The following is a 21377-nucleotide window of genomic DNA, read 5'->3' on the forward strand; positions in this document are numbered from 1 at the left end:
ACCGACCGGGTGGTGGACTTCGCCCGCACCGCCACGTCCACGCCGTCGCGGGCGAAGTCCACCACCCGGTCGGTCGCGTCGATCCGCACGGCCAGCCCCGGCTGGTGCATCTGGAACGTGCCGATGCGCTGCGCCAGCCACAGATGCGCGAAACTGTTGGTGCAACTGATCGTCAGGATCGTCGAATGGTCCTGCGTCAGCGCGGCGAACCCTTCCCGCATCTGGTCGAAGGCGCGGGACAGGATCGTGGCGATCTCCCGCCCCTTGTCGGTCAGCGCCACTTTCCGCCCCGCCCTCTGGAACAGGCTGATGCCCAGCCGCTCCTCCAGCAATTTCACCTGATAACTGACGGCCGCCTGGGTCATCCCCAGCTCCTGCGCCGCAACCGTGAAATTCTCCAGCCGCGCGGCGGCCTCGAACACGCGGACGGCGGATAGGGGCGGCAACTGGCTCATCTGCCATGGATAAGCCAGCCTTATGATTCGCGTCCATCCTTTTGTTGGCCGCCCCACCGGAAAAGAGCGATAGGAATTCCCACGAAACGAAATCCATTCTCCGGATCATTCATGGAAAAGGAGCCTTGCCATGCACTTGTCCAAGGACGCCCGGCTGTCCCCCAACGGCCACGAAGCCGCCCGGAATCGCCCCGGCCTGATCGCCGCCATCATGCAGGCCTTCTGCGCGCTCCACCGCATCGCCTGGTCTGCCCCCTGGATCGAGGAACGGCGATGAAGCCCCTCGAAAATCGCGAACATGGTGCGACGGGGGTTGCACAATCCGCGCCACACGCCAACTTGCGCGCGTGTCCGATTCCCGTCTTTCCCCTGTTCCCGATCTTCCCCCTCCGCCGCCCCGGCTGCTGACAGGGGCCGCGCTGTTCCTCGACTTCGACGGAACGCTGGCCCCCATAGCCGATACGCCCGACGGCGTGGAGGTGGATGACGATCTGCTTGCCCTGCTCGGCCGTCTGCGCGACCGGCTGGATGGGCGGCTTGCCATCGTCAGTGGCCGATCCGTCGCGACGCTGCGCGATTTCGGCTTCGGGCAGTTCCTGCTCGCCGGCACCCATGGGCTGGAACTGGCGGAACCCGGCCGCCCCGTGGAAGCGCCTGCCCGTCTCCCCGCGATCAATGAGGCGGAAGCCGCCTTCCAGACCTTCGCGGCCGGAAAGGCCGGCGTCCTCGTCGAACGCAAGACGATCAGCGTCGGCCTTCATTTCCGCGGCGCCCCGCAATGGGGCCGGGAAGCAGGCGATCTGGCCGCCAGCCTGGCGGATCGGCTCGACCTCGCGCTCCAGCCGGGCAAGATGCTCTACGAACTGCGTCCCGGCGGCGCCGACAAGGGCAGCGCCGTCCGCACACTGATGCGCCGCGCACCCATGGCCGGCGGCACGCCGCTGTTCATCGGGGACGACGTCACCGATGAAGAGGGCTTTGCCGTCGCACGCGATCTGGGCGGCTCCGGCATTCTCGTCGGCGTGCCCAGGGCGACGCTCGCCGCATTCTCTTTGGAACAGGTTGCCGCCGTCAGGCATTATCTTGCCCAGGGGGTCGCTGGCACCGACTGATCCGATGGTCCGGCGCCCCTGTCGTGCACGAACAAGGGGGACGGACCGATAGAAACGCAGAAAAACGACCTTCCGGGCGGGGATGAGCGCACGCTCGACCTGTGGCCCATCGGCAATTGCCAGGCATCGGCGCTGATCGACCGGGCCGGGCGGATGATATGGGCCTGCGTCCCCCGCGTCGACGGCGATCCCGTATTCTCGGCACTGCTGGACGATGCCGCCTGGGACCAACCGGATTCGCGGGGCTTCTGGGCCATAGAGCTGGAGAACTGCGCCCGGATCGAGCAGCATTATATCCGCAACACGCCTGTGCTGGTGACGCGCCAGACCGACGCGCAGGGCAATGCGATAGAGCTTTACGATTTCTGCCCGCGCCACAAGCATCAGGGGCGGATGTACCGCCCCGTCGCGTTCGCCCGCGTCGTCCGGCCCGTATCGGGCAGCCCGCGCATCCGCGTCAGGCTGCGCCCCACCACCTCCTGGCATTCGGAAAAGGTGCCGATCAGCTATGGCTCCAACCATATCCGGCTGGTGCTGTCCTACATGGCGATGCGCATGTCCACCAATGCGCCCATCGGCCTGATTTCCCAGGAAAGCTGGTTCCGGCTGGAACATGACATGCATTTTTTCCTGGGGCCGGACGAGAGCTTTTCCGACGCCCTCCGCCCCGCGGTGGAGCGGATGCTGGACGACACGATCCACGAATGGCAGATCTGGGTGCGAAGCCTGGCCATTCCGGCCGAGTGGCAGGAGGCGGTGATCCGTTCCGCCATCACGCTCAAGCTCTGCCAGCATGAGGAGACCGGCGCCATCGTCGCCGCGCTGACCACCAGCATCCCCGAACATGCCGACAGCGGCCGCAACTGGGACTATCGCTACTGCTGGATCAGGGACGCCTATTATACGGTGGAGGCGCTGAACCGGCTGGGCGCGCTGGACGTTCTGGAAAGCTATCTCGTCTATCTCCGCAACATCGTCGACGGCGCGCGGGGCGGCCATATCCAGCCGCTCTACGACGTGCGCGGCAACGCCACGCTGGAGGAGCGGGAGGCGCAGAACCTGCCCGGCTATCGCGGCATGGGGCCGGTGCGCGTCGGCAATGCCGCCTATTCCCAGGTACAGCACGACGCCTATGGGCAGATCGTCCTCTCCTCCGTGCAGGGCTTCATCGACCAGCGCCTGCTGCGCATGGCGGGGCTGTCGGACTTCGAAGCGCTGGAGGCCGTGGGCGAGCGCGCCTGGCAGGTCTATGACAAGCCCGATGCCGGCCTGTGGGAACTGCGCACCCGCGCCCATGTCCACAGCTACAGCGCGGTGATGTGCTGGGCGGCGTGCGACCGCCTCGCCCATGCGGCAGCCGCCCTTGGGCTGCCGGACCGCGAAGTCCATTGGCGCGAGCGGGCGGAAATCATGAAGGCCCGCATCCTCCAGTCGGCCTGGCGGACGGACAGTAACGCCATCTCCGCCAATTTCGAGGACGATGCGAGGGACGCCTCCCTGCTCCAGCTGATCGACCTGCGCTTCCTGACGGCGGACAATCCCATGTTCATCGGAACGCTGAAGGCGCTGGAAAAGGACCTGCGCCGGGGCAACGACATGCTGCGCTACAGCGCGCCGGACGATTTCGGGGAGCCGGTCACCGCCTTCAACGTCTGCACCTTCTGGCTGATAGAGGCCCTGCATCGGACCGGCCGCAGCGAGGAGGCGCGCGCCCTGTTCGAGGAGATGCTGTCCCGCCGCACCGCCGCCGGTCTGCTTTCCGAAGACATCGATCCCGTCACCGGGGAATTGTGGGGGAACTATCCCCAAACCTACTCATTGGTCGGCATCATCAATTGCGCCGTGCTCTTGAGCAAACCGTGGAGCGTGATGCGATGAAGCGCTTGGCATGGAGGCGCTTGGCATGAGCCGCCTGATAGTCATTTCGAACCGGGTCAGCCGCCCGACCAAGAACGGCAACCAGGGCGGCCTGGCCGTCGCGCTTTCCCAGGCGCTGCGCGAAAGCCGCGGCATCTGGGTCGGCTGGTCCGGCGAGATCACGGAGAATTTCACCGGGCAGATCGGCTTTTCGGAGGATGAAGGCGTCAAGACCGCGACCATCGACCTGGAGGAGCAGGATGTCGACGAATATTATAATGGCTATGCCAACAAGACCCTCTGGCCGCTGTTCCACTTCCGGATAGACCTGGCCGAATATGCGCGCGATTTCGAAGGCGGGTATAACCGCGTCAACCAACGCTTCGCGGACACGACCAGCCCGCTGATCGAACCGGAAGACATCATCTGGGTCCAGGATTACCACATGATCCCGCTCGGCCGGATGCTGCGCGACCGGGGCCATGACAATCGCATGGGCTTCTTCCTGCACATCCCATGGCCGCCGACCCGGCTGCTGGTGTCGCTGCCCCACCACAGCAAGCTGGTGCAGGCGCTTTTCGCCTATGATGTCGTGGGGTTCCATACCGAGGAATGGCTGGAATCCTTCCGCCATTATGTCGAACGCGAAATGGGCGGTTCGGTGGACGGCGATTTCGTGACGCTGGGCAAGCGGACGATTCAGGCGATCGCCTGCCCCATCGGCATCAACGCGCAGGAATATGCCAGCGCCGCCGTCAGCGATGCGGCCAAGGACATGTATGAAAAGGTCCGCCGGTCGCTGCAGGATCGCGCGATGATCGTGGGCGTCGACCGTCTGGACTATAGCAAGGGACTGGAGGAACGGTTCAACGGCTACGCCCGCTTCCTGAAGGATCATAGCGAACAGCATCGCAATGTCGTCCTGACGCAGATCGCCCCGCCTTCCCGCGGCGAGGTGGAGAGCTATCAGCAGATCCGCGCAACCCTGGATGCGCTCGCCGGCCGCATCAACGGGGAATATAGCGATGTGGACTGGACCCCGATCCGCTACGTCAATCAGGGCTATCCGCGCGACAAGCTGGCCGGCATCTACCGCGCGGCCAAGATCGGGCTCGTCACGCCGCTGCGCGACGGCATGAACCTGGTCGCCAAGGAATATGTCGCCGCGCAGAATCCGGACGATCCCGGCGTCCTCATCCTGTCGCGCTTCGCCGGCGCGGCCCAGCAGCTCAAGGACGCGCTGCTGATCAATCCCTATAGTCCGGAGGAGATGTCCGACGCCATCACCCGCGCGCTCTCCATGCCGCTGGACGAGCGCAAGCGGCGATGGCGCGCCATGATGGACAGTGTCGAAAAGCAGGACATAAGCTGGTGGCGGCAGCGCTTCACGGAGCGGCTGATGGCGGTCCAACGCAATGGCGAGGTGAAACAGGAGGCGCAACCGGCTTAACTTTCCCGCCAGCGCCGCTACAGTCGGGCCGATGGATGATGAGGAAGAAGCGGGCGGCGCCCTGGCCGCCATTCGCGCCAGATCGGGCGTCATATTGGGTGTGATCGGCCTTCTGGCCTGGCTGGCGCTGATCTGGTTCATGTTCGGCGACGTGCTGTAGCGGGCTCCCTCGCCCGAACTCGCCCATTTGCACCCCCGCCCCTTTTGGTCTAAGGGCCAGCCCAAGCAGCCCCGGCACCCGCTGATCCTTCCCGATTCGCGTTTGCCGGGGCACATTCTTTATTGGGAAGACAGGAACCGCATATGGCCCGTCGCCGCCAGATCTACGAAGGCAAGGCAAAGATCCTTTATGAAGGCCCCGAGCCGGGTACGATCATCCAATATTTCAAGGATGACGCGACCGCCTTCAATGCCCAGAAGAAGGGCACGATTTCGGGCAAGGGCGTGCTCAACAACCGGATTTCCGAGCATATCTTCACTCTGCTCGGCCAGATCGGCGTTCCTACCCACTTCATCCGCCGCCTCAACATGCGCGAACAACTCGTCCGTCAGGTGGAAATCGTGCCGATCGAGGTGGTCGTGCGCAACGTCGCCGCGGGTTCGCTCAGCAAGAAGCTGGGGATCGAGGAGGGAACGCAGCTTCCCCGCACGCTCATCGAATATTGCTACAAGGACGACGCGCTGGGCGACCCGCTGGTGTCCGAAGAGCATATCGCCTGCTTCGGATGGGCCAGCCAGGACGAAATGCACGACATTGCCGACATGGCGATCCGCATCAACGACTTCATGTGCGGCCTGTTCGCGGGCATCGGCATTCGCCTGATCGACTTCAAGCTGGAATTCGGTCGCCTGTGGGACGGCGACTATAGCCGCATCATCCTTGCGGACGAGATCAGCCCCGACGGTTGCCGCCTCTGGGACATGGCGACCGGCGAGAAGCTGGACAAGGACCGTTTCCGCCGCGACCTGGGCGGTGAAGTCGAGGCCTATCAGGAAGTCGCCCGGCGCCTGGGCCTGATGCCGGAGGGCGTGGATACCACCGTCCTCGACCTCGACACCCATCGCAAGAAGCGCGGCAAGGACTGATGGGAATCCGGACGCGCGGCTCAGGCGAGCAGCGCGTCCGCCATCAGCTTGATCCCCAGCAACACCATCAGCACATAGATCAGCGTGTAGAAACGGGCGGGATCGAAGCGCCGCACCAACGCCACACCCGCCATGGTCGACACGACGGCAAGCGGGATCAGCATCGCCGTCGCCAGCAGGTTCGCCCTGGTGAACTGACCCAGGGCGGCATAGGCCGGCACCTTCATCCAGTTCGTCACCGCAAAGGCGATCGCGGTCGTCCCCACCAGAACGTCGCGCGACAGGCGCTTGGGCAGAACCCACATCTGGAAGGGCGGCGCCCCGGCATGCGCGATCTGGCTGGTGAAGCCGCTCGCCACGCCGAGCAGCACGCCCACCCATGAGGGCGAGGTCGACGGCAACACGATCGCGCCGCCCCGCTCGATCCAGAGCCGATGCAGGCCGAACAATGTCGAAATCAGGCCCAGCACGCCCATCACCGCGATTTCGGACACGCGGGCCGCGAAAAAATAGCCCAGCCCTACCCCGGCCGCCATGCCGGGCAGCATGACCTTAAGGACATGCCGGTCCCAGCTATGCCGGAACGACCAGACGCCGACCACATCCTGCAGGATCAGAATGGGCAGCATGATCGCCGCTCCCCGCACGGGATCGACGCCCAGGGCGAGGATCGGCATGGCCAGCGCGCCAACCCCGGCAAATCCGCCCTTGGCAAGGCCCGACAGGATCACCGCGCTTATGGCGCAGGCATAATAGAGATAATCCGGATTCATGGCGCTCCGCCTAAAGCAAGGCGGCCCGTTGGGGGAGCATCTTTTTTGCGGCATTTGGCGCCTGCGCGTCAACTATGCGCGCGATAGCCGATCAGGACGCCGAAGGTGAAGGTCGCCAGAAGCGCCAGCTGAACCCGGCCATGGGGATCGTCATAGCCCATGACCTGCTGACCGAAGGCGAAAAGCCCCACGAACATCGCCAAAGCAAGACCGGCCATGCGAAAATCCTTCCCTCTGCGGGATGGATAACGCCATGGCCGCTAACAAAAGCATAATGCCTTGCTTGCCGGGCGCTCCGGGACTAGAGGGCTGGACGATTCAAACGATCGCCAGCCCTCCGGTTTTCACGGCTTGCGCATTCTGCAGGCAGAATGCCCCGGGGGTGCGCGAAAGCCTGTTTTACGGAGTTCCACACTCATGAAAGCCCGCATCTTCGTCACCCTCAAGGGCGGTGTCCTCGACCCGCAGGGCAAGGCGATCCATCACGCGCTGGAAGGCCTTGGCTTCGGCGGCGTCAATGATGTGCGCGCGGGCAAGCTGATCGAACTGGACCTGGCCGACGGCACCAGCGACGAGGACATCGACGCCATGTGCCGCAAGCTGCTGGCGAACACGGTGATCGAAAACTACCGCATCGAAAAGGCCTGAGCCATGAAGAGCGCCGTCATCGTCTTTCCCGGCAGCAATTGCGACCGCGACCTCGCCGTGGCGTTCGAGACGGCGACCGGGACAAAGCCTGCCATGATCTGGCACCGCGACACGGAACTGCCCGACGATCTCGACCTGATCGGCGTGCCGGGCGGCTTTTCCTATGGCGACTATCTGCGTTCCGGCGCGATGGCGGCCCGTTCGCCGGTGATGCAGGCAGTGGCGAAGGCGGCGGATCGCGGGGCCTATGTGCTGGGCATCTGCAACGGTTTCCAGGTGCTGACGGAGAGCGGCCTGTTGCCCGGTGCGCTGCTGCGCAATGCGGGCGGCCATTTCGTCTGCCGCGACGTGGCGCTGACGGTCGAGAATGCGCAGAGCGCCTTCACCAGCCGCTATGAAGCTGGCGAGGCGATCAGCTTTCCGGTGGCGCATCATGACGGCAATTATTTTGCCGATGCGCAAACGCTGGACCGGCTGGAAGGCGAAGGCCGCGTGGCGCTGCGCTATGCCGAGAGCGTCAACGGATCGGCGCGGAACATCGCGGCTATCCTGAACGAGGCCGGCAATGTGCTGGGCATGATGCCGCACCCGGAGCGGGTGATAGAGCCGGCCCATGGTGCGACCGATGGCCGACGGCTGTTCGAAGGACTGGTGGAAGGGCTGCTTGCCCGGGCCTGAAGCGAAGGGATATGGCCCGGCTTGCTGAACCGACTTTCGGCATGCAATTGACGGCGTTGCCAGCCAGAGCGTTCAGCTTTGTGCCGTAACACTCCACGCGCCGCCATTGCATAGCGGGCTAAGCAAATCTTCGCCGAAGTCGCGCCGCGCTACTTGGCTCACCCGCCGCGATGATAGTCATATTCGAAGGCGCGGCCTTCCTGCTTGGTGAGGATCGCGCCAATGATCGCGCCGCCCGCCCGGCGCAAGCGATCGACGGCGACGCGCAGGCCGCCATGATGATTGCGGCCCCATTCTACCACCAGCAACGTCACCTGCGCCTTGCTCGCCAGCAGGCAGGCATCCGACAGGCCGAGAATGGGCGGCGCATCGATCAGCACCGTGTCATAGCGTTCCCGAACGGTCGCCAGCAGGGAATCCATGGCGGGCGTGACCAGCAATTCCGCCGGATTGGGCGGGATCGCCCCGCAGGGCAGCAAAGCCACGCCCGGTACGCCGCTATCCACGATGACGTCGTCCATCCTGGCCTGGCCAGTCATCAACTCGCTGATCCCACGAGCGGGCGATATGCCGAACAGGCTGTGCTGCTTGGGCCGCCGCATATCGGCGTCGATCACCAGCACCCGCTTGTCGAGTTTTGCCAGCGCCCTGGCCAGGGCATGGAGGGTGGAGGACTTCCCCTCCCCTTCCTGCGCGCTGGTGACGAGTATGGAACGCGGCAGACCGGCCGCAGAACCCAGAAGCAGCGAAGAAGCCATCGGCGCGAAAATCTCCGCCCCCGGCTTCTCCCCCGCCGGAACCGCGCCGAGCAGCGGCAGGTTCACCCGCTCCGCCAGCGTGTCGGCGGAAGTCACGGCGTCGTCGAAGATATGCCGCCCCGCCACCGCCATCAGCCCGAGGATCAGCCCACCCAGCGAAGCGAACAGCATGGTGACGCCGATATTGGGGGAAGAAGGCCGCGAAGGCACCGCCGCCCGGTCCAGCGGCTGGATGCGGCCGGCCTGGAAGCCTGCCTGCGATGCCATGTCGCGATAACGCTGGAGCAGGCTGTCGTGCAGCAGGCGATAGGTGTCGACCTGCCGCTCCAATATGCTCATCTGCACGCCGCGCCCGCGTTCGGCCCGGGCCTGCCGCTCGACCTTGGCGATTTCGGACTGGATCTGCTTCTCGCCATGCACGGCGACATCGAACTGTTCCTTGAGCGAGGCGCGGATCGTGTTGGCCATGCCCTCCGCCTGATCGTCCAGCGCGGCCAGCCGGGCGCGGGCCTCACGCATTTCGGGGTGGGCATCCTTGCGGAACTGGCGTTCCTGCACGACCTGCGCCCGCGCCTGCGCCCTTTCCGTCATGATCTGCTGCATCGCGCCGTTGTTCAGCACTTCCGGCAGCGTCTCTACACTCGACATGCGGGCGCTTTCCCAGCGCTTCTGCGCGGCGATGCGGTCGGCGGTCGCCTGCGCACGGAAGGCGTTGAGTTGCGCCAGCCGTGTCGCGATCGTGCCCTCGGGAGACGGATCGCCGCCATCCTCCTTCGATCCGGCCTCCTTCGATCCGGCCTCCCTCGATCCCGGCAGCGCCATGGCGCCCGCATTGGCGGCATAGACCGCCAGGTCGCGCTCCGCCCGTTCCAGATCCTTCCGCGCTCCGTCCAGTTCGCCGAGCAGGAATCGCCGCGCCTGAACACCGGATTCGAAGCCTCGCTTCAGATCGGCGCGGATCAGGCTGTCGGCATAGCTGTTGGCGACGCGCGCCGACAGCACCGGATCGGCGCTGGTGAAGCTGATGCGGATGACCCGCGACTTGCCGGGCAGTTCGACATGCAGATTGTCGCGCAGCAGGCCCACAACGGTCTCGGTCTCGACCTGGCGCTGGCTGAGCGCGCCCGTCCCCTGCTCCGGCCGGCGCACGTTCATGCCGTCGAAGAAGGTGCGGCTGCCGATCAAGGCCAGTTCGCGAGCCACATCTTCCGCCAGGGCGCGGCTGCGCAGCACTTCCAGTTCGGTCTGCATCAACGCTTCATTGTCGGACGGCGTCGCCTGTCGCTGCGCAGCGGCCGCCCCAGCGGCGCCGGCGGGGACATCCTCCACCTCGACGGAGGCGGTGGCGCGATAATCGGGCGTCGACAGCAGGATGAAGACCACGCCTGCCAGCACGCAAAGCGCCATGGTGACGAACAGGATGATGCGATGCCGCCGCACCGCCGTCCACGCCCCGCTCGCCGCCGCGGCGAAGCGCGCCGCGCGTCCCTCCATAGAAGTGGACGCGCCGCTATCGTCGATCAGCAGACCTGGCCGCGCCATCAGAGTCCTCCATCCAGCACGACGAATCCGGCGCCGACCGCAGGCAGCGCCAGCAGCGTTCCGCCCAATATCGCCTTGGCGCGCGAGAGGCCGACGATGATGGTGTCGCCCGGCAGGATTTCAGGATCGGGCGCCTCGCCCCTGCGGATCGCCCCCAGGTCGAACATCGCCGCCTTGCGCTCGCCGTCCGATTGCCGGACCACGACGATCTGGCCCAGGCTGGCAAGGCGCGTCGGCCCCTTGGCCATCGCGACCGCCTGCAACAGCCCCAGTCGGCCGTCCACCGGGAAAAGGCCCGGTTCGCGAACCTCCCCATCCACGGTGATACGGTGACCCACCGCCTTCTTGACGAATACCGTCACTTGCGGGGAAACCAGATAGCGCTCGCCCAGCCGCCCGGCGATGACGTCCGATGCTTCGCTGGCGGACAGGCCGGCGACGGAAACATCGCCCACCAGCGGCATGCGAACCATGCCCGCAGCCGTCACCTGCGCGTCCTCCAGCGAAAGGCCCGGTTCATGATAGACCTGGATGCGCAAGACATCGTCGGGGGATATGCGATAATCCATCCCCACAGCAGGAGCCGCCGGAATGGCGGCATAAGCGGCTTCCCCCTTCGGCGCGTCCTCCACGGTCGAGCAGGCACCGAGCCAGATGCAGGCCATGATCATGACCAGCGCTTGGCTCCTGCTGTCGGTCGGCCGCTTCATGCCGCTTAAATCCCCCGCAATTCAGTGGGCACGCACAAGGCCTGCCATTGCGGGCGGGGTTAACGGCGCGACGGGAACATGGCAACCATCGGCTGGACGAAGGAGGGCGCGGAGCGCCCGATCAGATGGCGATCCGGGCCTGATCCGGGACAACCTGACCCGCGGTCGGCCGCCGTGGCTGATCCGGCCAGACGCCGCGCGTGTCGTAAACCGCCTTGTCGGCGCGTTCGTCCACCGGAACCGATTTGAACATGTCATGATCGACAAGAATGACGAAAACGCCGCATTGTTCCAGAGCCGTATCGAGATCGATAAGTTCAGCGCCCGTTCCGGCGAACTCCATCGGCAGATCATGGGCATAGGGTTCGACCAGCTTGATGCGGCGACCGTAGCGTTTTGCGAGACGCGCCGCGACCTTCACGGCCGGGCTTTCGCGGAAATCGTCGATATTGGGTTTGAAGGCGAGGCCAAGGCAGGCGATGTCCTCGCCGGGAAACTCGTCGATCAGGTCGGAGGCCTTCGCGACCACATGGTCGGTCTTGCCGTCATTGACTTCGCGGGCCGTGCGGATGAGGCGGCTGTTTTCCGGGTCGCCATGGACGATGAACCAGGGGTCGACCGCGATGCAGTGGCCGCCGACGCCGGGGCCGGGCTGGAGGATGTTGACACGGGGATGGCGGTTGGCGAGGCGAATGACCTCCCACACGTCGATGTCCATGCGTTCCGCGATGACGGACAGTTCGTTGGCGAAGGCGATGTTGACGTCGCGGAAGCTGTTTTCCACCAGCTTCACCATTTCGGCGGCGCGGGCGCTGGTGGTGATGCAGGCGCCGCGCACGAACTGGCGGTAGAAGCCCAGCGCCTTGCGGGCGCAGCGGGGCGTGATGCCGCCGATGCAGCGGTCATTGTCGATCAGTTCGACGAGGATTCGGCCGGGCAGGACGCGTTCGGGGCAATAGGCGATGGCGATGTCGCCCGCCACGCCGGGTTCGGGCATCTTCAGGTCGGGGCGGATCTGGGCGAAAAGATCGCGCATGGCTTCGGTGGTGCCGACCGGCGAGGTGGATTCGAGAATGACGGTATCGCCGGCCTTCAGGACCTCAGCGACGGTGCGGGCGGCCTTGAGGACGTGGCTGATGTCCGGCGCGCGGTCTTCGGCCACGGGAGTCGGCACCGCGATGATGAAGACATCGCTCGGCTCGACTTCCAGACTGGCGCGGAGATTGCCGCGAGAGACCACGCCCTGGACGAGGCCGTCGAGATCGACTTCCTCGATATGCACGCGACCGGAGTTGACCGTCTCCACGACATGGGCGCTGACGTCCACGCCGACGACCTGCGCGCCGCCGCGCGCGATCAGGGCGGCGGTCGGCAGGCCGATATAGCCGAGGCCGATAACGGATACCTTCTGCTGGAGCTTGTCGAGGGGCATGGGGGTCCTGTGGAAGCTTTTGAATTCGGTCCGTTTGTGGCGGGAAATGCTGAAGATTTCGGTAACGGACCGTCAGTTCCCAATCGAGTTTAGGCCGCCTCTTCCATATTCTCAGCCTGCGCGCTCGCGGCTATGATGTCTGCGATGCGCTCCGACGCGTGACCGTCTCCGAAAGGGTTGTGGGCGCGGGACATGGCGGCGTAGGCGGCTTCGTCATCCAGCAGGGCAAAGACCGAGCGGACGATCTTTATTCGATCGGTGCCGACCAGTTTCGCGGTGCCCGCCGTCACCCCTTCGGGGCGCTCCGTGGTCTCGCGCATCACGAGCACGGGCTTGCCGAGCGAAGGCGCCTCCTCCTGCACGCCGCCGCTGTCGGTCAGGACGAGATGGCACAGGTCCAGCAGGCGAACGAAATGGGGGTAATCCAGCGGCTCAATCATCGCGACATTGGGAAGGCTGCCCAGCACGGTATCCATGACAGGGCGCACATGGGGATTGGGGTGGACGGGGAAGATCACGGCCACGTCGGGACGCGCGGCGATTTCGGCGATCGATCGGGCAATCGCCTCCATCCCGCCGCCGAAATTCTCACGCCGGTGGCTGGTGACGGCGACGATCCGCTTTCCGGCGAAGCGCTGGGCCAGGCTGTCGAGTCCCGACGCGAGATGGGGTTCGGCCAGCACGCGCTTGCGGGTGGCCAGCAGCGCGTCGATCACCGTGTTGCCGGTTACATATATGGTCGCGGCATCGCGATTTTCCGCCAGCAGCGCGTCGGCGGCTGCCTGGGTCGGCGCGAAATTCATGTCCGCGATGCAGGCGACGACGCGGCGGTTCACCTCCTCCGGCCAGGGGTGGTGGATGTCGCCGCTGCGCAGGCCCGCCTCGACATGGGCGACGGGAATCATGCGGTAATAGGCGGCAAGGCTGGCGACCATGGTGGTAAGGGTATCGCCATGCACGACCACGCGATCGGGCTTCTCCGCGTCGAAGGCCTTGCCCAGTTCCACGATCAGCTTCGCCGTCAGGCCGTCCAGCGTCTGGTTCGGCGTCATCACGTCCAGATCGATGTCCGGGGCGATCCCGGCGATCTCCAGCACCTGGTCCAGCAGGCCGCGATGCTGCGCGGTCACGATCACGCGGGTTTCGACATCCTCCCGCGCCCGGAGCGCGTGAATCACTGGAAACAGCTTGATCGCCTCGGGGCGCGTCCCGAACACCAGCGCAACCTTCATTTGCCGTCCTTTGCCATTTTCCCGCCTTTGCAAGCCGTCTTTCGGGTAAGTGTCTGGCAGAAAATGGTAACCATCCCCTGAACATGGGTACCCCCGACGCCCGCTTTCGCAAGGGCGAGAAGCTGTGCTAGAGGCCAGCCGAACCATCTACCCAATCAGGGGCTCAGTTATTTTATGAAGATCACGATGATCGGCACGGGCTATGTCGGGCTGGTATCAGGCGCCTGCTTTGCCGATTTCGGCCATGACGTGGTGTGCGTGGACAAGGATGCGGGCAAGATCGCCGCAATCGAATCCGGACGCATGCCAATTTTCGAGCCGGGGCTCGACCATCTGGTAGGCAGCAATGCAGCGGCCGGACGGCTGAGCTTCACCACCGATCTGGCGAAGGGGGTGAAGGGCGCGGACGCGATCTTCATCGCCGTGGGGACGCCTTCGCGGCGCGGCGACGGGCATGCGGACCTGAGCTATGTCTATGCGGCGGCCAAGGAAATCGCGGAGTCGCTGGATGGGCCGACCGTTATCGTCACCAAGTCTACCGTCCCGGTCGGTACCGGCGACGAGGTCGAGCGGATCGTCCGGGAAGCGCGCCCCGATCTGGACATCCAGGTCGTGTCCAATCCCGAATTCCTGCGCGAAGGAGCTGCCATCGGGGATTTCAAGCGACCGGACCGGGTCGTGGTCGGCACCACCGGCAGCCTGCGGGCCATCGATGTGATGGCGCAGGTCTATCGGCCGCTCAACCTCAACCAGGCGCCGGTGATGTTCACCGGGCGGCGGACGGCCGAGTTGATCAAATATGCAGCCAACGCCTTCCTGGCGACCAAGATCACCTTCATCAACGAAATGGCGGACCTGTGCGAAGCGGTCGGCGCGGAGGTGCAGGATGTGTCGCGGGGGATCGGCCTGGATAACCGCATCGGCTCGAAATTCCTGCATGCCGGCCCGGGCTATGGCGGCTCCTGCTTCCCCAAGGATACGCTGGCGCTGGTGAAGACCGGGCAGGATTACGACACCCCGATCCGCATCGTGGAGACCGTCGTGCAGGTGAACGACCTGCGCAAGCGGGCCATGGGGCGCAAGATCGTGAAGGCGCTGGGCGGCGAGGCGCGCGGCAAGACCGTGGCGCTGCTGGGCCTGACCTTCAAGCCCAATACCGACGACATGCGCGATGCGCCGAGCCTGGCCATCGTGCAGGCGCTGGAGGATGCGGGGGCGAAGATCGTCGCCTATGATCCCGAGGGCATGGAGGTCGCCGCGCCACTAATGTCCAGCGTGACCATGGCGAAAGACGCCTATGAGGCGGCGACCGGGGCGGACGCGCTGGTATTGGTGACGGAGTGGGATGCGTTTCGGGCGCTGGACCTCAAGCGGCTGGCGGCTTCGATGAACGGACCGGTGCTGGTCGACCTGCGCAACATCTACCCACGCCGGGAAGCCGAGGCGGCTGGCTTTGCGCTGACTCGGGTCGGAGGCAAGGGCGTTTCTGCCTGATGCTGCTGAAGCCAGAGCGAGGGCGCGATGAACGCGGCCTTCCCCGGCTGCACCATTGGGTGGTGGCGGTTCTTGCCTTGCTTGTCCTGACGCTGGTGGTGCCGGTGATTGCCGGGTTGATGTGATAGAATATGTGCTTCTGCCTGCGCAGGAGCACGGTGCCGCTATTTTCAGGCCTTCAGCTTCCACCCGCGCTTGAGCAGCGCGTAGCACAGCATTCCAAGCGCGATATTCAGCCCCAGCAGTACCAGGCTGCCCACCACGACATCGCCGTCCGCCGCCGCGACGAAGCCGTAACGGAAGCCTGAAATGGCGTAGAAGAAGGGGTTGGCGTGGCTGATCGCGCGGAAGACGGGCGCGAGGCGGTCGATGGAATAGAAAGTCCCCGACAGCAGCGTCATCGGCCCGATCACGAAATTGGTGATGGCTGCGGCATGGTCGAACTTTTCCGCCCAGATCGAGGTCAGCACGCCGATAAAGGCGGTCAACCCCGCACCCATCAGCCCGAACCAGAGGATCGCCCAGGGATGCGCCGGGGTCACATGCACCCCCGGCCACAGCGCCATGGCTCCCCATAGCGCCAGGCCGACGCAGAAGGCGCGCGTCACCGCCGCGCCCACCAGCGCCAGCAGCAATTCGCTGACCGACAGCGGCGGCATCAGATAATCGATCAGCGTCCCCTGCATCTTGCCCGCCAGCAGGGAGAAGCTGCTGTTCGCGAACGCATTGTTCATCATGCCCATGATCATCAGGCCCGGCGCGATGAAGTCCGCGAAGGGCACGCCCAGGACCTGGCGGTTGGCTCCGCCCAGCGCCAGGGTGAAGATGACCAGGAACATCAGCGTCGTAACGGCGGGTGCCCAGATCGTCTGGAGCTGCACCTTCATGAAGCGTCGCACTTCCTTGCGGTACAGCGCGCGGGCTCCGGCCCAGTTGACGTTGCGGATAACCAGCTCGCCCGGCTCATGGAAAGGCGGCTGATGCGACAGGGAAGCAGCAATTTTGGACTGGTCGTTCATGGTCGGATCGACTATCGGCTGAGGGGTTGTGCCGCAAGGGCGTTGTGCACGGGAAATTGAACCCGGGCCGGCGCGCCCCATATAGGGCGCGAATTTGAAATTTTGAGGAGTCATTCATTGTCCTGGACCGACGAGCGTATCGACCAGCTCAAGGCAATGTGGGAACGTGGCCTGACCGCCAGCCAGATCGCGGACGAACTGGGCGGGGTCAGCCGTAACGCCGTGATCGGCAAGGCGCACCGCCTGGGCCTGCAATCTCGCCCATCCCCGGTGAAAGCCAACGAAGTGCCGAAAAAGGCCGCCCCGCCGCTGCGCAAGTCCGCAACGGAGGCCGAAGCGCCAAAGCCGGCCGCGCCGGCGCAGCATGCCGCGCCACCGCCCACCCGCCCTGCGGCGCCGGCAGCGCCTACCCCGGCGCCCGCTGCCGCCGCGCCGGCGGCCGAAGCGCCTGCCGCGCCGCAGCCGCGCATCATCTCCGTGGGCCCTGGCGGCTTCCTGCGTCAGGGTCCGGGCGACCAGCAGGCACCGATCCCCCCTGCCCCGCCGCGCCGCCTGGTCCCCGCAAAGCCCAGCCCGGAAATCGCCGGCAAGACCACGCTGCTCGACCTGACGGAACGCATCTGCAAATGGCCGATGGGCCATCCGGGCGAGCCGGACTTCCATTTCTGCGGCGAAGCGGTGAACCCCGGCTTCCCCTATTGCGTCGAACATTGCGGACGCGCCTATCAGGCGCAGTTGCCGCGCGGCACTCGCCGTCCGCCGCCGCCCCTGCCCTTCGGTGGTCCGCGAGTTCGCTGATCGCCAGAGCAGACCGGGATGGAAAAGGGCCGCTCCATTTGGAAGCGGCCCTTTTCATTGGCTGTGGCGCGTCAGGCGATGGTCAGCCCGACATCGACATTGTTGCGCGTGGCGTTGGAATAGGGGCAAATCTGGTGCGCCGCGGCGACCAGCCTTTCCGCGTCGGCCCGCTCCACGCCAGGCAGGCTGATCTCCAGATCGGCGGTGATGCCGAACCCGCCCGCCGCGCGCGGGCCTATGCCGACGGTCGCGGTGACGGCTACATCCTGCGGCACGCGGATCTTCAACTGACCACCTGCAACCTTGAGAGCGCCGATGAAGCAGGCCGAATAGCCCGCGGCGAAAAGCTGCTCGGGATTGCTGCCATCGCCGCCGGGACCGCCCAGTTCCTTCGGGGTCGACAGCTTTACGGCGAAGCGGCCGTCTTCCGAACGGGCTTCCCCATCGCGGCCTCCGGTGGCGGTGGCGCGGGTACGATATTTCACATCGACGGACATGACCTTTTTCCCTTCATATTTCACGATAATCATTATCGCGATAATGTTTAGATAGATATGGCGCGGCCCCTTGTCCAGCATTTTATTTATCACGATATATATTTTCGTGCTATGGAACCTGCAAAGGAGACCGCCCATGCCCGCCGCCCTGCCGCTCGACGATCAACTCTGCTTCTCGCTCTATGCCGCCAGCATGGCGATCGGCCGCGCCTACAAGCCAATGCTCGACCGACTGGGCATCACCTACCCGCAATATCTGGTGCTGCATGCCCTATGGGAACAGGACGGCCGCACCATCGGCCAGATCGCGGAGCGTCTGTCGCTCGAATCCAGCACGGTGACGCCGCTGGTCAAGCGGCTGGAAGCGGCAGGCTTCCTCACCCGCGCCCGCAGCACGACCGACGAACGGCGCGTCGACGTGCGCCTGACGGAGCGCGGCGCGGCGATGCGGGAGGAATGCGGCTGCCTGGGCGAAACCCTGCTCGAACGGTCCGGCATGGACGGGATGCAACTCGCTGACCTCAATGGGCGGGTAAAGCAGTTGTGGGCCGCGTTGCGCGATCCGCTGCCCTGAACAACGCGCGCTTGCGCCTGCCATCCGCCGGCTTATAGCTTGTGCCCATGTCCGAAGACCTGTTCGCCGCCAATCCCTCCGCCACCCCGCAATATGACGCCTCCGCCATTGAAGTGCTGGAGGGGCTGGAGCCGGTGCGCCGCCGCCCCGGCATGTATATCGGCGGCACGGACGAGCGCGCGCTGCACCACCTTGCCAGCGAAGTGCTGGACAACAGCATGGACGAGGCGGTCGCGGGCCATGCGACGCGGATCGAGGTGCTGCTGGAGCCAGGGAACAGGCTGACCATCACCGACAACGGCCGGGGCATCCCGGTCGACCCTCATCCCAAATTTCCCGGCAAGTCGGCGCTGGAGGTGATCCTGACCACGCTCCATTCGGGCGGCAAGTTCACCGACAAGGCTTATGCGACGTCGGGCGGTCTGCACGGCGTTGGCATCAGCGTGGTCAATGCGCTGTCGGTCGTCACGGTTATCGAAGTAGCGCGCAACAAGGAACTGTTCCGCCAGAGCTTTGCCCAGGGCCTGCCCACCAGTGGGCTGGAGAAGGTCGGCGCGGCGCCCAATCGGCGCGGCACATCGGTCAGCTTCATTCCCGACACGGAGATTTTCGGGGAGCAGAAGTTCAAGCCCTCCCGTCTTTATCGCCTTGCACGGTCCAAGGCCTATCTTTTCGCGGGCGTGGAAATCCGCTGGAAATGCGCGCCGGAACTCATCACCGACGATACGCCGGCCGAGGCGGTGTTCCAGTTCCCCGGCGGACTGGCCGATCATCTGAAGGAACAGGTGGGCGACCGTGAATGCGCGACCAGCGCCTTCTTTTCGGGGAGTCAGGATTTTCCGGATTCGGCCGGGCGCGTGGAATGGGCGGTTGCTTGGCCGCTCTGGTCCGATGGTAGCTACTCCTGGTATTGCAACACCATTCCGACGCCCGATGGCGGCACGCATGAGACCGGCCTGCGCGCCGCATTGGTGAAGGGCATCCGCGCCTTCGGCGAACTGGTGGGGCAGAAGAAGGCGAAGGACATCACCGCCGACGACATCGTGACTTCTTCGGAGATCATGCTGTCGGTCTTCATCCGCGATCCGCAGTTCCAGAGCCAGACCAAGGACAGGCTCACCAGCCCGGAGGCGGCGCGGCTGGTCGAAAATGCGGTGCGCGACCATTTCGACCATTATCTTTCCGACCATATGGAGCGCGGCAAGGCGCTGCTCGCCTATGTGCTCGACCGGATGGACGAGCGCCTGAAACGCAAGCAGGAGAAGGAGGTCAAGCGCAAGACCGCCACCAGCGCGCGCAAGTTGCGGCTGCCGGGCAAGCTGACCGACTGTTCGAACGATGATCCGGAGGGAGCGGAAATCTTCCTGGTCGAGGGCGATTCGGCCGGCGGCTCCGCCAAGCAGGCGCGTGACCGCAAGACGCAGGCGATCCTGCCCCTGCGCGGCAAGATATTGAACGTCGCCTCCGCCAATACCGCCAAGATCCTCGCCAATCAGGAGATTGCCGACATGATCCTGGCGCTGGGCTGCGGCACGCGCAAGGACTGCAATCCCGACAATCTGCGCTACGAACGCATCGTCATCATGACCGACGCCGACGTCGACGGCGCGCATATCGCGACGCTGCTGATGACATTCTTCTTCCAGGAGATGCCGGAACTGGTGCGGCGGGGCCATCTCTATCTGGCGCAGCCGCCGCTCTACCGCCTGACAGCGGGAGGCAAGAGCCTCTATGCCAAGGACGACGCCCATCGGGAGCAAATCCTGGCCAAGGAGTTCAAGGGAAAGAAGGTCGACGTCAGCCGCTTCAAGGGCTTGGGCGAGATGAACCCGGCGCAGCTTCGCGAAACGACGATGGACCCCAAGACCCGCAGCCTGATCCGCGTCACCCTGCCCGACGACATAGAGGACCGGCAGCAGGTCCGTGAACTGGTCGACCGGCTGATGGGCACCAATCCGGCTCATCGCTTTGCCTTCATCCAGGAGAATGCGGCAACGGTCGATGAGGAGACAATCGACGCCTGAGAAGCGATTTTCTTCTTGATTGCGGCAAAGCGGATTTTCGCGATTGCCTGAAAATTGCCGGGCAAAAATTTGCCGGCAATTTTTTGCCTACCGCCGCGTTAACCAGCGCGGGGCACCGGATGTTCAATTTTCGGCGGGATACGGGCAAGCATGTCAGGCTTCGTCCCGCCCATTCCCTCATCGGCTCTGCGTCGCTTAGCGCTTCGCGCCAGCGCCACCCTGCTGCTGGCGGCGAGCGGCCATGCTCTGGCGCAGGCGCCGCTGGGGGCTATTCCCGACATCTTCACGCAGAGCCGGCCGGCCTATACGCCCGCCGAACGCGTCGCCGCCAATCTTCTCGCGGGCGGCATGAGCCGTCTGGCAGCAATCAGTGCGCAGCAAGGCGGCACGGCCAGTCCAGCGCCCTGGGTAGGTCAACCGCCTGTCCCGGAAGCGATGATCATCAACGATCGGCGCATCAACGACTTCAGCGGCAAATTGCCCGGTTGGCGGTTGCAGGGGGTTCAGCTTTCCGTGCTGAGCTATCGCCAGCCGGTGCTGGTGCCCGGCTTCATGCAGGGATTTTTGCCAGAACCGACGGCTGCCGCAATGCCACGGGCCAGCGCGTTCGTCATGCCGGCCCGCCCGGTTCCGGCGCTTTCGGGCCAGATCATGCCGCGCAATGGGCAACCCGATGTTTTCGGATCGGTCGCCATGCCGATTTCCCGGACGCTGCTCGACAGCAAATGGGCTTCCGTTTCGGCGGCGCTGCCCGGCAAGGGGGTCTGGAGCGGTGTCCTGAACGCGGCTCGCGGATCGACGGCGCAGCAGCAGGTCGAGATGATCAATGGCTGGGTCAATCGCCGGCTGCATTTCGTCGATGACCGGCAGGGCGGCGACAACTGGGCTTCGGCGGCGCGGACGCTGCAGAGCGGCGCTGGCGATTGCGAGGATTATGCCATCGCCAAGATGAAGCTGCTGGAGGCGGCGGGTTTCGACCGCCGCGCCATGTTCCTGGTCATCGCCCGCGACCTGGTGCGGCAGGCGGACCATGCCGTGCTGGCGGTGCGGATCAGGGACGAGTTGATGATCCTGGACAACATGACCGACCAGGTGCTGCCTTCGTCCAGCGTCAGCGATTATCGGCCGATCATCAGCTTCAATGCCTTTGGGCGCTGGACTCATGGCTATCGGGTGACGCCGCCGCAGCCGGTGCAGTTTGCGGCGCGGTGATCGCGCCCCCTTGGTGCATCGTCCTT

General features: G+C 65.1%; 23 protein-coding genes. 14 read left to right on the forward strand and 9 right to left on the reverse strand.

What is annotated here, in order from left to right:
- On the reverse strand, positions 1–455 hold a 455-nt coding region (locus K7W03_RS16875), incomplete at its 3' end, for a LysR family transcriptional regulator (RefSeq protein WP_222886860.1).
- Between the two features lie 130 nt (positions 456–585).
- On the opposite strand from K7W03_RS16875, the gene K7W03_RS16880 reads away from it, so the two are divergent.
- From K7W03_RS16880 to purC, 6 genes are all read left to right on the forward strand, one after another.
- Positions 586–732: a hypothetical protein gene (locus K7W03_RS16880; protein WP_165363363.1), complete on the forward strand. Its 147-nt coding sequence runs from the start codon at positions 586–588 to the stop codon at positions 730–732.
- 70 nt (positions 733–802) lie between these two features.
- Positions 803–1567: a trehalose-phosphatase gene (otsB, locus tag K7W03_RS16885; protein ID WP_222886861.1), complete on the forward strand. Its 765-nt coding sequence runs from the start codon at positions 803–805 to the stop codon at positions 1565–1567.
- A 99-nt stretch (positions 1568–1666) separates the two neighbouring features.
- On the forward strand, positions 1667–3445 hold the full coding sequence (locus tag K7W03_RS16890; protein ID WP_226870241.1) for a glycoside hydrolase family 15 protein: 1779 nt from the start codon (positions 1667–1669) through the stop codon (positions 3443–3445).
- Positions 3446–3470: 25 nt separating this feature from the next.
- Entirely contained in the window at positions 3471–4874 is a 1404-nt protein-coding gene (gene otsA, locus K7W03_RS16895) for an alpha,alpha-trehalose-phosphate synthase (UDP-forming) (protein WP_082166324.1), read from the forward strand.
- A 31-nt stretch (positions 4875–4905) separates the two neighbouring features.
- A complete protein-coding gene (locus K7W03_RS28115) occupies positions 4906–5034 on the forward strand; it encodes a hypothetical protein (protein WP_255308864.1) in 129 nt (42 codons plus the stop codon).
- A 143-nt stretch (positions 5035–5177) separates the two neighbouring features.
- Positions 5178–5960: a phosphoribosylaminoimidazolesuccinocarboxamide synthase gene (gene purC, locus K7W03_RS16900; RefSeq protein ID WP_025551063.1), complete on the forward strand. Its 783-nt coding sequence runs from the start codon at positions 5178–5180 to the stop codon at positions 5958–5960.
- A gap of 20 nt (positions 5961–5980) precedes the next feature.
- Here the strand turns inward: purC and K7W03_RS16905 are convergent, their stop codons facing one another.
- Entirely contained in the window at positions 5981–6733 is a 753-nt protein-coding gene (locus tag K7W03_RS16905) for a sulfite exporter TauE/SafE family protein (protein WP_025551065.1), read from the reverse strand.
- Positions 6734–6801: 68 nt separating this feature from the next.
- Complete coding sequence (locus tag K7W03_RS16910) at positions 6802–6951, reverse strand: hypothetical protein (protein ID WP_165363364.1); 150 nt, start codon at positions 6949–6951, stop codon at positions 6802–6804.
- A gap of 199 nt (positions 6952–7150) precedes the next feature.
- Here K7W03_RS16910 and purS point away from each other — a divergent pair, with 199 nt between their 5' ends.
- Positions 7151–7381 carry a phosphoribosylformylglycinamidine synthase subunit PurS gene (gene purS / locus K7W03_RS16915; RefSeq protein WP_007682101.1) on the forward strand — a complete coding sequence of 77 codons (231 nt, stop codon included), beginning with the start codon at positions 7151–7153 and terminating at the stop codon, positions 7379–7381.
- 3 nt (positions 7382–7384) lie between these two features.
- A complete protein-coding gene (gene purQ / locus K7W03_RS16920) occupies positions 7385–8059 on the forward strand; it encodes a phosphoribosylformylglycinamidine synthase subunit PurQ (RefSeq protein WP_025551069.1) in 675 nt (224 codons plus the stop codon).
- 158 nt (positions 8060–8217) lie between these two features.
- Here purQ and K7W03_RS16925 read toward each other — a convergent pair whose 3' ends face one another.
- The 4 genes from K7W03_RS16925 to wecB form a co-directional block, all read right to left on the reverse strand.
- Positions 8218–10359 (reverse strand): GumC family protein, encoded by a 2142-nt coding sequence (locus K7W03_RS16925; RefSeq protein WP_222886862.1) that lies wholly within the window; start codon positions 10357–10359, stop codon positions 8218–8220.
- Positions 10359–11069: a polysaccharide biosynthesis/export family protein gene (locus K7W03_RS16930; protein WP_222886863.1), complete on the reverse strand. Its 711-nt coding sequence runs from the start codon at positions 11067–11069 to the stop codon at positions 10359–10361. The genes K7W03_RS16925 and K7W03_RS16930 overlap by 1 nt, the downstream gene beginning before the upstream one ends.
- Positions 11070–11190: 121 nt before the next feature.
- Positions 11191–12501, reverse strand: a complete 1311-nt coding sequence (wecC, locus tag K7W03_RS16935) for a UDP-N-acetyl-D-mannosamine dehydrogenase (RefSeq protein ID WP_061940598.1) — start codon at positions 12499–12501, stop codon at positions 11191–11193.
- A gap of 89 nt (positions 12502–12590) precedes the next feature.
- Positions 12591–13733 carry a non-hydrolyzing UDP-N-acetylglucosamine 2-epimerase gene (gene wecB, locus K7W03_RS16940; protein WP_222886864.1) on the reverse strand — a complete coding sequence of 381 codons (1143 nt, stop codon included), beginning with the start codon at positions 13731–13733 and terminating at the stop codon, positions 12591–12593.
- Positions 13734–13907: 174 nt separating this feature from the next.
- Here wecB and K7W03_RS16945 point away from each other — a divergent pair, with 174 nt between their 5' ends.
- On the forward strand, positions 13908–15227 hold the full coding sequence (locus K7W03_RS16945; protein ID WP_222886865.1) for a UDP-glucose dehydrogenase family protein: 1320 nt from the start codon (positions 13908–13910) through the stop codon (positions 15225–15227).
- Positions 15227–15352 (forward strand): hypothetical protein, encoded by a 126-nt coding sequence (locus K7W03_RS28120; protein ID WP_255308867.1) that lies wholly within the window; start codon positions 15227–15229, stop codon positions 15350–15352. Before K7W03_RS16945 ends, K7W03_RS28120 begins: the two co-directional genes overlap by 1 nt.
- Positions 15353–15397: 45 nt before the next feature.
- On the opposite strand, the gene K7W03_RS16950 is transcribed toward K7W03_RS28120, so the two are convergent.
- Entirely contained in the window at positions 15398–16246 is an 849-nt protein-coding gene (locus K7W03_RS16950; RefSeq protein WP_061940604.1) for an ABC transporter permease, read from the reverse strand.
- Positions 16247–16363: 117 nt separating this feature from the next.
- Here K7W03_RS16950 and K7W03_RS16955 point away from each other — a divergent pair, with 117 nt between their 5' ends.
- Positions 16364–17044, forward strand: coding sequence for a GcrA family cell cycle regulator (locus tag K7W03_RS16955; protein WP_222886866.1), 681 nt, complete (start codon positions 16364–16366; stop codon positions 17042–17044).
- Between the two features lie 71 nt (positions 17045–17115).
- Here K7W03_RS16955 and K7W03_RS16960 read toward each other — a convergent pair whose 3' ends face one another.
- Positions 17116–17541, reverse strand: a complete 426-nt coding sequence (locus K7W03_RS16960) for an organic hydroperoxide resistance protein (RefSeq protein WP_025546570.1) — start codon at positions 17539–17541, stop codon at positions 17116–17118.
- 136 nt (positions 17542–17677) lie between these two features.
- Between K7W03_RS16960 and K7W03_RS16965 the strand changes: the two genes are divergently transcribed.
- The 3 genes from K7W03_RS16965 (at position 17678) to K7W03_RS16975 (ending at position 21351) form a co-directional block, all read left to right on the forward strand.
- Positions 17678–18115, forward strand: a complete 438-nt coding sequence (locus K7W03_RS16965) for a MarR family winged helix-turn-helix transcriptional regulator (protein WP_222886867.1) — start codon at positions 17678–17680, stop codon at positions 18113–18115.
- A gap of 47 nt (positions 18116–18162) precedes the next feature.
- The gene (gene parE / locus K7W03_RS16970; protein WP_044661969.1) at positions 18163–20139 is read left to right on the forward strand and encodes a DNA topoisomerase IV subunit B; all 1977 of its coding nucleotides are present in this window, start codon (positions 18163–18165) and stop codon (positions 20137–20139) included.
- A 150-nt stretch (positions 20140–20289) separates the two neighbouring features.
- Complete coding sequence (locus K7W03_RS16975; protein WP_222886868.1) at positions 20290–21351, forward strand: transglutaminase-like cysteine peptidase; 1062 nt, start codon at positions 20290–20292, stop codon at positions 21349–21351.
- Positions 21352–21377 lie beyond the last annotated feature (26 nt).

Origin of the sequence: Sphingobium sp. PNB (assembly GCF_019873065.1) — a bacterium.
GTDB classification, from domain to species: domain Bacteria; phylum Pseudomonadota; class Alphaproteobacteria; order Sphingomonadales; family Sphingomonadaceae; genus Sphingobium; species Sphingobium fuliginis.

Bases quoted from the DNA above. Each gene is read 5' to 3' on its own strand.
- purS (WP_007682101.1), top strand. From the start codon at position 7,151: ATGAAAGCCCGCATCTTCGTCACCCTCAAGGGCGGTGTCCTCGACCCG.
- K7W03_RS16965 (WP_222886867.1), top strand. From the start codon at position 17,678: ATGCCCGCCGCCCTGCCGCTCGACGATCAACTCTGCTTCTCGCTCTAT.
- K7W03_RS16950 (WP_061940604.1), bottom strand. From the start codon at position 16,246: ATGAACGACCAGTCCAAAATTGCTGCTTCCCTGTCGCATCAGCCGCCT.
- K7W03_RS28120 (WP_255308867.1), top strand. From the start codon at position 15,227: ATGCTGCTGAAGCCAGAGCGAGGGCGCGATGAACGCGGCCTTCCCCGG.
- parE (WP_044661969.1), top strand. From the start codon at position 18,163: ATGTCCGAAGACCTGTTCGCCGCCAATCCCTCCGCCACCCCGCAATAT.
- K7W03_RS16960 (WP_025546570.1), bottom strand. From the start codon at position 17,541: ATGTCCGTCGATGTGAAATATCGTACCCGCGCCACCGCCACCGGAGGC.
- K7W03_RS16910 (WP_165363364.1), bottom strand. From the start codon at position 6,951: ATGGCCGGTCTTGCTTTGGCGATGTTCGTGGGGCTTTTCGCCTTCGGT.
- wecB (WP_222886864.1), bottom strand. From the start codon at position 13,733: ATGAAGGTTGCGCTGGTGTTCGGGACGCGCCCCGAGGCGATCAAGCTG.
- K7W03_RS16905 (WP_025551065.1), bottom strand. From the start codon at position 6,733: ATGAATCCGGATTATCTCTATTATGCCTGCGCCATAAGCGCGGTGATC.
- K7W03_RS16925 (WP_222886862.1), bottom strand. From the start codon at position 10,359: ATGGCGCGGCCAGGTCTGCTGATCGACGATAGCGGCGCGTCCACTTCT.
- otsA (WP_082166324.1), top strand. From the start codon at position 3,471: ATGAGCCGCCTGATAGTCATTTCGAACCGGGTCAGCCGCCCGACCAAG.
- wecC (WP_061940598.1), bottom strand. From the start codon at position 12,501: ATGCCCCTCGACAAGCTCCAGCAGAAGGTATCCGTTATCGGCCTCGGC.
- K7W03_RS16930 (WP_222886863.1), bottom strand. From the start codon at position 11,069: ATGAAGCGGCCGACCGACAGCAGGAGCCAAGCGCTGGTCATGATCATG.
- K7W03_RS16945 (WP_222886865.1), top strand. From the start codon at position 13,908: ATGAAGATCACGATGATCGGCACGGGCTATGTCGGGCTGGTATCAGGC.
- purC (WP_025551063.1), top strand. From the start codon at position 5,178: ATGGCCCGTCGCCGCCAGATCTACGAAGGCAAGGCAAAGATCCTTTAT.
- K7W03_RS16975 (WP_222886868.1), top strand. From the start codon at position 20,290: ATGTCAGGCTTCGTCCCGCCCATTCCCTCATCGGCTCTGCGTCGCTTA.
- K7W03_RS28115 (WP_255308864.1), top strand. From the start codon at position 4,906: ATGGATGATGAGGAAGAAGCGGGCGGCGCCCTGGCCGCCATTCGCGCC.
- purQ (WP_025551069.1), top strand. From the start codon at position 7,385: ATGAAGAGCGCCGTCATCGTCTTTCCCGGCAGCAATTGCGACCGCGAC.
- K7W03_RS16880 (WP_165363363.1), top strand. From the start codon at position 586: ATGCACTTGTCCAAGGACGCCCGGCTGTCCCCCAACGGCCACGAAGCC.